This window comes from Burkholderia sp. SIMBA_062, from assembly GCF_046534765.1.
Lineage (GTDB): Bacteria > Pseudomonadota > Gammaproteobacteria > Burkholderiales > Burkholderiaceae > Burkholderia > Burkholderia ambifaria.
The window spans coordinates 1-11170 of sequence record NZ_JAWRYD010000048.1; the positions used below are offsets into that span (position 1 = coordinate 1).

The window sequence follows — 11170 nt, forward strand, 5'->3', positions numbered from 1 at the left end:
GGCCTACGGCTACCGCGACAGCGCTTACTTCTTCCTCAAGATCAAGGCCGCCTATCCCGGTAATCCGTGAAGAACCAAACAAAAGGCCCGTCGAATGACGGGCCTTTCGCTGTCTGGCTCCCCGACCTGGGCTCGAACCAGGGACCTACGGATTAACAGTCCGGCGCTCTACCGACTGAGCTATCGGGGAATAAATCGGTACATCTGCTTGGTTTGTTTCCAACAAGAAACCCGCGCACATTCAACGGGCCTTTGCTTTTTTGGCTCCCCGACCTGGGCTCGAACCAGGGACCTACGGATTAACAGTCCGGCGCTCTACCGACTGAGCTATCGGGGAACAAACAACAACAGCAGAGAAACGAGATTTTATGGGGCGTTGGCTAACCTGTCAATACCTTTGGGCGGCGGTGCGCAAAAAATATTGCGCGGCGCCGCTGCGCGATCAGCGCTCGAGCAGGTGCAGCTTTTCCTGCACGTCCTTCCACTCGTCCGCGTCGGCCGGTGCCGGCTTGGTCTTCGTGATCGACGGCCAGTTCTTCGCCAGCTCGGCGTTCAGCTCGGTGAACTGCTGCTGGTCGCCCGGAACGTCTTCTTCGGCATAGATCGCATTGGTCGGGCACTCGGCGACGCACACGGCGCAGTCGATGCACTCGTCCGGATCGATGGCGAGAAAGTTGGGACCTTCACGGAAGCAATCCACCGGGCACACATCCACGCAGTCCGTGTATTTGCACTTGATGCAGCCTTCGGTCACAACGTGAGTCATTAAAACGCTCCTGCTTGGCGGTATATATGGGGTGGCGTTTGCGCCAAAAGCGGCATTGTAACTGAAGCGCAAAACCCGCATGACGTGGTCGGCTTTCCGGCTTATATCGTTTCGTGATTAGTTTATGGGGCCCACGGGGGATGCCGCGCGTGCGGCAATGGCGGCCCGGCCGGAGCGGGCAGGGGCGCTTTCACGATGGTCCGGCCCGCATTCGGGTAACATGGCCGACGACCGGGCGGCGCGCGGTGTGCCGGACCCTGTCTCGATATTGGCGGTGCCGCAATCATGATCATTACTTCGCTGCTCGACACGGATCTCTACAAGTTCACGATGATGCAGGTCGTCCTGCATCACTTTCCCGCCGCAAACGTCGAGTACCGGTTCCGGTGCCGCACGCCCGGCGTCGATCTCGTCCCGTACATCGACGAGATCCGCGACGAGGTGCGCGGCCTGTGTTCGCTTCGCTTCACCGACGTCGAACTCGACTATCTGCGGCGGATGCGCTTCATCAAGAGCGATTTCGTCGACTTCCTCGCGCTGTTCCACCTGAACGAGAAGTACATCTCGATCACGCCTTCGCCGAAGGGCAGCGGCGAGATCGACATCGTGATCGAGGGGCCGTGGCTGCACACGATCCTGTTCGAGATTCCGGTGCTCGCGATCGTCAATGAAGTCTATTTCCGCAACACGCAGCGCGAGCCCGACTATCGCGAAGGCCGCGAGCGGCTGCGCGAGAAGATCAAGCTCCTCGGCGCGAAGCCCGAGTTCGCCGACTGCAAGATCGCCGACTACGGCACGCGCCGGCGTTTCTCGAAGGTGTGGCACGAGGAGGTCGCGCTGACGCTGCGCGACGGGCTCGGGCCGCAGTTCGCGGGCACGAGCAACGTGTTCTACGCGATGAAGCACGAGCTGACGCCGCTCGGCACGATGGCGCACGAATACCTGCAGGCATGCCAGGCGCTCGGCCCGCGGCTGCGCGATTCGCAGACTTACGGTTTCGAGATGTGGGCGAAAGAGTATCGCGGCGACCTCGGGATCGCGCTGTCGGACGTCTACGGGATGGATGCGTTCCTGAACGACTTCGACATGTACTTCTGCAAGCTATTCGACGGCGCGCGCCACGATTCGGGCGATCCGTTCGAGTGGGGTGAGCGCATGCTGCGCCACTATGAGGCGAACCGCTGCGACCCGCGCACCAAGGTGCTCGTGTTCTCGGATGCGCTCGACATCCCCAAGGTCATGCAGCTGTACGAACGATTCCGCAACCGCTGCAAGCTCGCGTTCGGCGTCGGCACCAACCTGACGAACGATCTCGGCTACGTGCCGCTGCAGATCGTGATCAAGATGGTTCGCTGCAACGGGCAGCCGGTCGCGAAGCTGTCGGATTCGCCGGGCAAGAGCATGTGCGACGACCGCGCGTATCTCGCGTACCTGCGCCAGGTGTTCGGCATCGCGCAGCCGGCCGGCGACGACGCATCGCAGTAGGCGTCGGCCGTCCGGCCAGGTGCGTCGCGGCGAGGGCGGCCGGTATAATCCGACGGTATCGCACGCTCATGTCACGAGGACCGTTCATGGACACTTCCGCTGCCCGTCGCCAGATCCTCGCACGCATTCGCGCGGCGCAAGGACGCGCGCCCGAACCCGATGCAGCGGAACGCGACGGCGTCGCCGAGTATCTCGCTCGCCATCCCGAAGGGCCGCGCCCGCCGATGCCGGCCGACCTCGTCGCCGCATTCGTCGATGAAGCGGCGCGCCTGTCGACGACGGTCGACGAAGTCGCGACGCTGGCCGATGCGCCCGCCGCCGCCGCCCGCTATCTTGCCGCTCACAGCCTGCCGATGCAGGCCGTCGCATGGCGCACGCTCGCCGAGCTCGACTGGGCCGGCGCGGGCCTGACGGTCGAATGTCGCAAGCCGCGCGACGGCGATCTCGTCGGCCTGACCGGCTGCTTTTGCGCAACCGCCGAAACGGGTTCGCTGGTGCTGCTGTCCGGCCCCGACACCTACGCATCGGCCGGGTTGCTGCCGGAGACGCACATCGCGATCGTGCCGGCGTCGCGGATCGTCGCGGGCCATGAAGATGCCTTCGCGCTGATTCGCGCGGAGCGCGGCGAATTGCCGCGCGCGGTCAATTTCGTATCGGGCCCGTCGCGCACGGGCGATATCGAGCAGACCATCGTGCTGGGCGCACACGGCCCGTACCGCGTTCACGCGATCGTCGTGCGCGGCGCATGACGCGCGCGCCGGCTTCAATCTCGTCGTGCGCGGCGCATGACGCGCGCGCCGGCTTCATCCTCACTCGACTCACTCGCACAAGGAAGTTCTGCATGAAACGACATGCCGCCTGGGCGGGCATGGCGTCGGGAGCCGCGCTTGGCGCCGTTCCCGCGCTCGCATCGGCCGCCACGCTCGACGGTGCCACGCTGTCCGCACTCTGGGGTATCCCGTTCGCCGGGATCCTGCTGTCCATCGCGGTGTTCCCGCTCGTCGCGCCGGTGTTCTGGCATCACCACTTCGGCAAGATCGCCGCGGCGTGGGCGATCGCGTTCCTGGCGCCGTTCGCGGTCGCATTCGGCGCGGGCACGGCGTTCGGTACGCTCGTGCACGCGCTGCTCGAGGAATACATTCCGTTCATCGTACTGCTGACCGCGCTCTATACGGTCGCCGGCGGCATCTGCGTCAACGGCAACCTGCACGGCACACCGAAACTGAACACCGCGATCCTCGCGCTCGGCACGCTGCTCGCGAGCGTGATGGGCACGACCGGCGCCGCGATGCTGCTGATCCGCCCGCTGCTGCGCGCGAACGACAACCGCAAGCATGTCGTGCACGTCGTGATCTTCTTCATCTTTCTCGTCGCGAACGCGGGCGGCTCGCTGTCGCCGCTCGGCGATCCGCCGCTGTTCCTCGGCTTCCTGAACGGCGTGAGCTTCTTCTGGACGACCACGCATCTCGCGCTACCGATGCTGTTCATCTGCGCGGTGCTGCTGACGCTGTTCTTCGTGCTCGATACGTACTTCTACCGGAAGGGTGGCGAGGAGCGGCCGGCCGCGCTCGACCCGACACCCGACGGCGCCGCGCTGTCGATCGACGGCAAGGTCAACTTCGTGCTGCTCGCGGCCGTGATCGGCCTCGTGCTGATGAGCGGCATCTGGAAGCCGGGCATCACGTTCGACGTGTGGGGCACGCACGTCGTGCTGCAGAATCTCGTGCGCGACGTCGCGCTCGTCGTCGTGGCGCTCGCGTCGCTCGCGTTGACGCCGCGCTCGGCGCGCGAAGGCAACGCATTCAATTGGGCGCCGATCGAGGAGGTCGCGAAGCTGTTCGCCGGGATCTTCGTGACGATCGCGCCGGTGATCGTGATCCTGCGCGCGGGTGCGCAGGGCGCGTTCGCGCAGATCGTCCATCTCGTCACGGGCCCCGACGGCAAGCCGATCGACGCGATGTACTTCTGGGCGACCGGCCTGCTGTCGTCGTTCCTCGACAACGCGCCGACCTATCTCGTGTTCTTCAACCTCGCGGGCGGCGACGCGCAAGCGCTGATGACGACGGGTGCGACGACGCTCGCTGCGATTTCCGCGGGGGCGGTATTCATGGGCGCGAACAGCTACATCGGCAATGCGCCGAACTTCATGGTGAAGGCGATCGCGGAGTCGCGCGGCGTGAGGATGCCGAGCTTCTTCGCGTATCTCGGCTGGGCGCTCGTGATACTGGTACCGGTATTCCTGCTGACGTCGTGGCTCTTCTTCCCGGCGTAGGCTGATTATTTTCAACCAAGCGCGGACGGTTTCGGCGGCGCACGATGCGCCGCGTTCCGGCCGCGGCATGCGGAGATGGCGATGCAGAAGATCCTGGTCGCACGTCCGATCTTTCCGGACGTGATCGAACGGCTCGAGCAGTATTTCGAAGTCGACTGGAACAACGGCGACGCACTCGCGCCCGATGCGCTTGCCGCGCGTCTCGCCGACAAGGACGGCGCGCTGACGGCGGGCGACCCGGTCGGCGCGGCCGCGCTGGCGGCGGCGCCGCGCCTGCGCGTCGTGTCGAACATGGCGGTCGGCTACAACAACTTCGACATGGCCGCGTTCAACGCGGCGAACGTGCTCGGCACCAACACGCCCGACGTGCTGAACGAGTCCACCGCGGATTTCGGCTGGGCGCTGATGATGGCGGCCGCGCGCCGGATCGCCGAATCCGAGCACTGGCTGCGCGCCGGGCACTGGCGGAAGTGGGCGTACGACGGTTTCCTGGGCAGCGACATTTACGGCTCGACGCTCGGCGTCATCGGCATGGGGCGCATCGGCCAGGCACTCGCACGCCGCGCGCGCGGCTTCGGGATGCAGGTGATCTATCACAACCGGTCGCGGGTCGCACCCGAGATCGAGGCCGAGCTGAACGCCGAATACGTGGCGAAGGACGCGCTGCTGGCGCGCGCCGATCACGTCGTGCTCGTGCTGCCGTACACGAAGGAGAACCATCACACGATCGGCGCGGCCGAGCTCGCGAAGATGAAACCGACCGCGACGCTGACCAACATCGCGCGCGGCGGCATCGTCGACGACGCGGCACTGGCCGCCGCGCTGCGCGACGGGACGATCGCCGCGGCCGGCCTCGACGTATACGAAGGCGAGCCGAGCGTTCATCCGGCGCTGCTCGAGGTGCCGAACGTCGTGCTGACGCCGCACATCGCGAGCGCGACCGAGAAGACGCGCCGCGCGATGGCGAACCTCGCGGCCGACAACCTGATCGCCGCGCTGGGCGTCGGGCCGCGCGCGGGGCAGCCGCCGAATCCGATCAACCCTGACGTGATCGGGAAGCCGCGCGCATGACGACGACGTTGTTGCTGGCGGCGGTCGTCGTGCTGGCCGTCGCGCTCGCGGTGGCGATCGTCGCGCTCGTGCGCGGCGGCGGCCGCCATGACGATGCGGCCGTGCTCGGCGACCAGATCGAGGACGCCGCGCACGCGCAGGCGCTCGCGGTCGAACGGCTCGAACGCGAGCTGCGCGGCGAAATCGTCGAGAACGCGCGCGGCTCGCGCACCGAGCTGGCTGGCAGTTTCTCGCAGCTTCAGCAGACGCTCGCGACCCAGCTGACCAGCATTGCGACCGTGCAGAACAACCAGATCGATGGTTTCGCGCAACAGCTCGGCAAGCTCGTCGCCGGCAACGCGCAGCAGTTCGACGCGATGCGCGAGAGCGTGCAGCGCCAGGCGCAGCAGGCGCGCGAAGAGCAGACGGTCGCACTGCGGCTGTTCGGCGACACGCTGAACCGGCAGCTCACGCAACTGACCGAGGCCAACGATCGCCGGATCGGCGAAGTGCGCGCGACGCTCGAGCAGCGGCTGAAGGACATCGAGACGAACAACGCGGCGAAGCTCGAGGAGATGCGCCGCACCGTCGACGAGAAGCTGCATGCGACGCTCGAACAACGGCTCGGCGAATCGTTCAAGCTCGTGTCGGACCGGCTCGAGCAAGTGCACCGCGGGCTCGGCGAGATGCAGACGCTCGCGGCCGGCGTCGGCGACCTGAAGAAGGTGCTGACCAACGTGAAGACGCGCGGCACCTGGGGCGAGGTGCAGCTCGAGGCATTGCTCGAGCAGATGCTCACGCCCGACCAGTACGCGAAGAACGTCGCGACGGTGCCGAAGAGCAGCGAACGCGTCGAGTTCGCGATCCGGTTGCCGGGGCGCGCCGCCGGTACGGGCGATGCGCCGCCGGTGTGGCTGCCGATCGACGCGAAGTTTCCGCGCGAGGACTACGAGCGGCTGATCGATGCGCAGGAACGTGCCGATTCGGTGGCGGTCGAGGAAGCGGCCCGTGCGCTCGAGGCGCGCGTGCGGATGGAGGCGAGGACGATCGCCGAGAAGTACGTCGCACCGCCGCATACGACCGATTTCGCGCTGCTGTTCCTGCCGACCGAGGGGCTCTTTGCGGAGATCCTGCGCCGCCCGGGGCTGACCGACCTGCTGCAGCGCGACTATCGCGTGACGGTGGCCGGCCCGACCACGCTGACCGCGTTGCTGAACAGCCTGCAGATGGGCTTTCGCACGCTCGCGATCGAGCAGCGCTCGAGCGAAGTGTGGCAGGTGCTCGGCGCGGTGAAGACCGAGTTCGGCAAGTTCGGCGATGTGCTTGCGCGCACGAAGGCGCAGCTCGAAACGGTCACGCGCTCGATCGAGGCAGCCGAGCAGCGCACGCGCGTGATGAACCGCAAGCTGAAGCAGGTCGAGGCGTTACCGGGCGATACGGCGGCCGGGCTGCTGGGTGCGGAAGTCGCGGACGGCGCAGACGGCGCCGATGCGGACGAGGCATGACGCACGACGTATGCGGCCGCAACCGGCTGAAACGAAAAACGGGCGCCGCGGCGCCCGTTTTTTTGCAGCGGCGACCGGCGTGGCCGGCCCGCGTTCAGCGTGCGGCGAGCGCATCCAGTGCGTCGCCGGTTACGCGCACGATGCGCCACTCCGGCAGCACGGTCGCGCCCATCTTCTCGTAGAGATCGATCGCCGGCTGGTTCCAGTCGAGCACCGACCATTCGAAGCGCCCGCAGCGGCGTTCGACGGCGAGTGCCGCGAGGTGTTGCAGCATCGCGGTGCCGAGACCCGTGCCGCGCTGCGACGGCTGCACGTACAGATCCTCGAGATACAGCCCGCGACGGCCGAGGAACGTCGAATAGTTGTGGAAGAACAGCGCATACGCGACGATCGCGCCGTCGCGCTCGGCGACGAGCGCTTCGGCGGCGGGGCGCGCACCGAACAGTGCGTCGGCCAGATCGGCGTCGCTCGCGACGAACAGGTGCGTGAGCTTCTCGAACTCGGCCAGCTCGCGCATCAGCGCAAGGATCGCGCCGACGTCGCGCGCTTCGGCCGCGCGGATCAGCGGCGTGCCGCTCATGCTTCCTCCGGCGGATCGGACAGCACGATCTCGATGCCGCCGAAACGCGATGCGACCCAGTTGTATGCGTGGCAGGCGATCCACAGCAGCACGAAACCGAGGATCGCGTTCAGCAGCAGCGCGCTCAGGATCGTGCTCAGCTCCACCATCCCGTAGCGGATGTACGCGACCAGGATGCCGAGCAGCACGATCGGCACGCTGAACGTCAGATAGACGAGGATCAGCGCCTTTGCGGTCTGCCCCGCGGCGATCGACGAGATTTGTTTCTTCATGTGCGGATTGCCCCCGTAGAGATATATCGATTGGAATTCAGATCAGGCCGTCGAGCGGCAGGATGTCGACCGGGGCGCCCGCGTCGACTGCCGCGGAATCGTGGCCCAGGACGATGAAACAGTTGGCGGCCGCGAGACCGCTCAACGATGCGGAACTCTGCGAACCGGCCGGCGCGACGTGCCACTGGCCGTCGGCGGCACGCGTCGCCACGGCGCGCAGGTATTCGGTGCGGCCCGGACGCTTTTTCAACGCCAGTGTGCTGAGCGCCGTGTACGTCGCGGGCGGCGGCGTGTGCGCGCCGGCCAGCGTCAGCAGCGCGGGGCGCACGATCGCGTAGAACGTCACGGCGGATGCGACCGGGTTGCCGGGCAGCCCGAAGAACAGCACGTGGCCGGCGCCGTCGCCCGCGCGCGCGAGCGTGCCGCATGCGAGCGGGCGGCCCGGCCGCAGCGCGAGGCTTGCGAAGGTCACGTCGCCGAGCCGCGCCATCACGTCGCGCGTGAAATCGGCTTCGCCGGCCGATACGCCGCCCGACGTGATCACCGCGTCGGCCCGTGCGTCGGCGGCATCGCGCAGCGCGCGTTCGAGCGCGGCCGGATCGTCGCGGACGATCCCGAGATCGAGCGCGTCGATGTGCAGCCGTTCGAGCATCGCGACCAGCATCGCGCGATTGCTGTCGTACAGCGAGCCGGGGCCGAGCGGTTCGCCGGGTTCGCGCAGTTCGTCGCCGGTCGAGAACACGGCGACGCGCACGCGGCGGCGCACCGTGGCTTCGCGCAACCCGAACGATGCGAGCAGGCCGAGATCGGACGGGCGCAGGATGCGGCCGGCGGCGAGCGCGCAGGCGCCGCGCGCGAGATCCTCGCCGGCCCGGCGGCAGTTTGCGCCGCGTGCGACGTCGTGTGCGGCGAAGCGGATCACATCGCCGTCGACGCGCACGCGTTCCTGCGGGATGACCGTGTCGCACCCGGCCGGCATCGGCGCGCCGGTCATGATGCGAATGCACGCGCCGGCCGTCACGGATCCGTCGAATGGATGGCCGGCGAACGCCGCGCCGGCGACCGTCAGCGTGATATCGGCGGTCGCTGCCAGCGCGCCTGCGCTGCCGTCGAACGCGTAGCCGTCCATCGCCGAGTTGTCGTACGCGGGAATGTCGAACGGCGCGTTCACATCGACCGCGAGCACGCGGTCGAGTGCGTCATGCAGCGACACCGTGTCGCACGCGTCGACCGGCACCGCGAACCGGCACGCGAGCGCCTGCGCGTCGGCGAGCGACAGCGGGGCGGCGGAATCGGGTGCGGTTCGGGAGGCGGGCGAGGATTGCGTGATCATCAGTCGGACTGCGCCGCAAGGCGTATCGGGTTCGTGGCCGGTGGCGCGCGGAGGGCGCCTGAGCGCGAAGGCGCATGCGGCGGGCGGGAACGGATGCCGGTGCCGTCAGCGGCGGGCAAGCGCGGCGAGTTCATGCCAGGAATTGGCATTGTAAAACGCACGCTCGTCGCGAAACTCGACTTCGACCGTCTTGTGGCGTGCGTACCACGCACGGACCTTGCGCTCGCCGGCCGCGAGCGCGGCGGCGAGATCGTCCGCAAGCGACGTACGCAGCAGCGCGCAGGTCGGCTGCGGTGAACGCACGTGCTGCGCGTCGACGGTCACGGCCACCGCGATGTCGGCCCGCTGCGCGTCGAGCGCCGCGTGCAGCCGCGCGACGAGGTCGGCCGGCAAGTAGGGCGTATCGCACGGCGCGCACGCGACGAGCGGTGCGCGCGCCGCCCGCATGCCGGCGAGCAGGCCCGCGAGCGGGCCGGGGAAATCGGGTGTTTCGTCCGCCACGACGCGCGCGTCGACAGGCCCACCGAGCTCGGCGTAGCGATCGGCGTTGCGATTCGCGCTGATCAGCATCTCGTCGACCTGCGGCGAGAGCCGGTGCAGCACGTGCAGCGCGAGCGGCGTACCGTCGAGCAGTTGCAGGCCCTTGTCCGCGCCGTCCATGCGCGTGGCACGGCCGCCTGCGAGCAGCAGGCCGGCGATGGAGGGCGAGGTGGAAGCGGACATCGCGGGAAGTTGCCTCGGGCGACGCGCGTCAGCCGCCGATGTAGGACATTTCGACGCGCTTGCCAGCGCCGTCGGGCACGCCGTTGGCGGCCGCGCTGCCGCGCAGCTGCGAATAGCAGTCGGTGCGGGCCTGCCAGATCCGGGCGATCGCGGTCGCGATCTCGGCGTCGCTGGCGCCGCCGCGCACCAGGGCGCGCAGGTCATGGCCCGTCGATGCGAACAGGCACAGGTACAGCTTGCCTTCGGTCGACAACCGGGCGCGCGTGCAGTCGCCGCAGAATGCCTGCGTGACGCTCGAGATCACGCCGATCTCGCCGCCGCCGTCCGCATAGCCCCAGCGCTGCGCGGTTTCCGCCGCCGTGTGCGCGTCGAGCGGCACGAGCGGGAACCGCTCGGCGATCCGCGCGACGACGTCCGCGGACGGCAGCACCTCGGTCATGTTCCAGCCGTTCGACGTGCCGACGTCCATGTATTCGATGAAGCGCAGGATTACGCCGGTGCCGCGGAAACGCTCGGCCATCGGCAGGATCTCGCCGTCGTTGGTGCCGCGCTTCACGACCATGTTCACCTTGACGGGCGCGAGGCCCACGGCCTGCGCGGCGAAGATGCCGTCGAGCACGTCGGCGCTCGCGAAGTCGGCGTCGTTCATGCGCTTGAACAGCGTGTCGTCCAGTGCGTCGAGACTGACCGTCACGCGCGTGAGGCCGGCGTCCTTCAGCGCGCGCGCCTTGCGCGCGAGCAGCGAGCCGTTGGTGGTCAGCGTCAGGTCGAGCGGGCGGCCGTCGTGAGTCGTCAGGCGCGCGAGACGCTCGATCAGGAATTCGAGGTTCTTGCGCAGCAGCGGCTCGCCGCCGGTGATCCGGATCTTTTCGACGCCGTGGGCGACGAACAGCCGCGCCACCCGCTCGATCTCTTCGTGCGTGAGCAGCGCGCTGTGGGGCAGGAACGGGTAGTCCTTGTCGAATACGTCTCGCGGCATGCAGTACACGCAGCGGAAGTTGCAGCGGTCCGTCACCGAGATGCGCAAGTCGCGCAGCGGCCTGGCGAACCTGTCGGCCAGCGCGCCGTCGGGGGTATGCGCGACGCCGGAGATATCCGGCATCCCGCTGACGTCGGCGAGGGGAATGATGCGTCGGGACATGTTGAAAGAAGTGCGAGTCAGGCCTCTATTTTAGCCGCAAGCG

The 11170-nt window shown here is 67.8% G+C and carries 11 protein-coding genes and 2 tRNA genes; 5 read left to right on the top strand and 8 right to left on the bottom strand.

Annotation, left to right across the window (positions count from 1 at the left end; genetic code table 11):
- Nucleotides 1-114: 114 nt before the first annotated feature.
- From SB786_RS32680 to fdxA, 3 genes are all read right to left on the bottom strand, one after another.
- A tRNA-Asn gene (locus SB786_RS32680) sits at nt 115-190 on the bottom strand.
- A gap of 71 nt (nt 191-261) precedes the next feature.
- Nucleotides 262-337: transfer RNA gene (locus tag SB786_RS32685), tRNA-Asn, on the bottom strand.
- A 105-nt stretch (nt 338-442) separates the two neighbouring features.
- A complete protein-coding gene (gene fdxA / locus SB786_RS32690; protein WP_006753067.1) occupies nt 443-766 on the bottom strand; it encodes a ferredoxin FdxA in 324 nt (107 codons plus the stop codon).
- A gap of 285 nt (nt 767-1051) precedes the next feature.
- On the opposite strand from fdxA, the gene pncB reads away from it, so the two are divergent.
- From pncB to SB786_RS32715, 5 genes are all read left to right on the top strand, one after another.
- Complete coding sequence (gene pncB / locus SB786_RS32695) at nt 1052-2251, top strand: nicotinate phosphoribosyltransferase (protein ID WP_410731078.1); 1200 nt, start codon at nt 1052-1054, stop codon at nt 2249-2251.
- A gap of 86 nt (nt 2252-2337) precedes the next feature.
- On the top strand, nt 2338-3000 hold the full coding sequence (locus tag SB786_RS32700; RefSeq protein ID WP_410731079.1) for a LutC/YkgG family protein: 663 nt from the start codon (nt 2338-2340) through the stop codon (nt 2998-3000).
- A gap of 92 nt (nt 3001-3092) precedes the next feature.
- A complete protein-coding gene (locus SB786_RS32705; protein WP_410731080.1) occupies nt 3093-4523 on the top strand; it encodes a sodium:proton antiporter in 1431 nt (476 codons plus the stop codon).
- Nucleotides 4524-4604: 81 nt separating this feature from the next.
- A complete protein-coding gene (locus tag SB786_RS32710; protein WP_410731081.1) occupies nt 4605-5594 on the top strand; it encodes a 2-hydroxyacid dehydrogenase in 990 nt (329 codons plus the stop codon).
- Nucleotides 5591-7078, top strand: coding sequence for a DNA recombination protein RmuC (locus tag SB786_RS32715; RefSeq protein WP_410731082.1), 1488 nt, complete (start codon nt 5591-5593; stop codon nt 7076-7078). The genes SB786_RS32710 and SB786_RS32715 overlap by 4 nt, the downstream gene beginning before the upstream one ends.
- A gap of 94 nt (nt 7079-7172) precedes the next feature.
- Here the strand turns inward: SB786_RS32715 and SB786_RS32720 are convergent, their stop codons facing one another.
- The 5 genes from SB786_RS32720 to moaA all read right to left on the bottom strand — a co-directional run bounded on the left by SB786_RS32720 (nt 7173) and on the right by moaA (nt 11127).
- The gene (locus tag SB786_RS32720) at nt 7173-7658 is read right to left on the bottom strand and encodes a GNAT family N-acetyltransferase (protein ID WP_410731083.1); all 486 of its coding nucleotides are present in this window, start codon (nt 7656-7658) and stop codon (nt 7173-7175) included.
- On the bottom strand, nt 7655-7930 hold the full coding sequence (locus tag SB786_RS32725) for a hypothetical protein (RefSeq protein ID WP_006476519.1): 276 nt from the start codon (nt 7928-7930) through the stop codon (nt 7655-7657). The genes SB786_RS32720 and SB786_RS32725 overlap by 4 nt, the downstream gene beginning before the upstream one ends.
- 37 nt (nt 7931-7967) lie before the next feature.
- Nucleotides 7968-9263 carry a gephyrin-like molybdotransferase Glp gene (gene glp, locus SB786_RS32730; protein WP_410731084.1) on the bottom strand — a complete coding sequence of 432 codons (1296 nt, stop codon included), beginning with the start codon at nt 9261-9263 and terminating at the stop codon, nt 7968-7970.
- 105 nt (nt 9264-9368) lie between these two features.
- Nucleotides 9369-9986, bottom strand: a complete 618-nt coding sequence (mobA, locus tag SB786_RS32735) for a molybdenum cofactor guanylyltransferase MobA (RefSeq protein WP_410731086.1) — start codon at nt 9984-9986, stop codon at nt 9369-9371.
- A 28-nt stretch (nt 9987-10014) separates the two neighbouring features.
- The gene (gene moaA, locus SB786_RS32740) at nt 10015-11127 is read right to left on the bottom strand and encodes a GTP 3',8-cyclase MoaA (RefSeq protein WP_410731087.1); all 1113 of its coding nucleotides are present in this window, start codon (nt 11125-11127) and stop codon (nt 10015-10017) included.
- Nucleotides 11128-11170 lie beyond the last annotated feature (43 nt).

Bases quoted from the DNA above. Each gene is read 5' to 3' on its own strand.
- fdxA (WP_006753067.1), bottom strand. From the start codon at position 766: ATGACTCACGTTGTGACCGAAGGCTGCATCAAGTGCAAATACACGGAC.
- SB786_RS32710 (WP_410731081.1), top strand. From the start codon at position 4,605: ATGCAGAAGATCCTGGTCGCACGTCCGATCTTTCCGGACGTGATCGAA.
- pncB (WP_410731078.1), top strand. From the start codon at position 1,052: ATGATCATTACTTCGCTGCTCGACACGGATCTCTACAAGTTCACGATG.
- SB786_RS32705 (WP_410731080.1), top strand. From the start codon at position 3,093: ATGAAACGACATGCCGCCTGGGCGGGCATGGCGTCGGGAGCCGCGCTT.
- moaA (WP_410731087.1), bottom strand. From the start codon at position 11,127: ATGTCCCGACGCATCATTCCCCTCGCCGACGTCAGCGGGATGCCGGAT.
- SB786_RS32725 (WP_006476519.1), bottom strand. From the start codon at position 7,930: ATGAAGAAACAAATCTCGTCGATCGCCGCGGGGCAGACCGCAAAGGCG.
- SB786_RS32720 (WP_410731083.1), bottom strand. From the start codon at position 7,658: ATGAGCGGCACGCCGCTGATCCGCGCGGCCGAAGCGCGCGACGTCGGC.
- SB786_RS32700 (WP_410731079.1), top strand. From the start codon at position 2,338: ATGGACACTTCCGCTGCCCGTCGCCAGATCCTCGCACGCATTCGCGCG.
- mobA (WP_410731086.1), bottom strand. From the start codon at position 9,986: ATGTCCGCTTCCACCTCGCCCTCCATCGCCGGCCTGCTGCTCGCAGGC.
- glp (WP_410731084.1), bottom strand. From the start codon at position 9,263: ATGATCACGCAATCCTCGCCCGCCTCCCGAACCGCACCCGATTCCGCC.
- SB786_RS32715 (WP_410731082.1), top strand. From the start codon at position 5,591: ATGACGACGACGTTGTTGCTGGCGGCGGTCGTCGTGCTGGCCGTCGCG.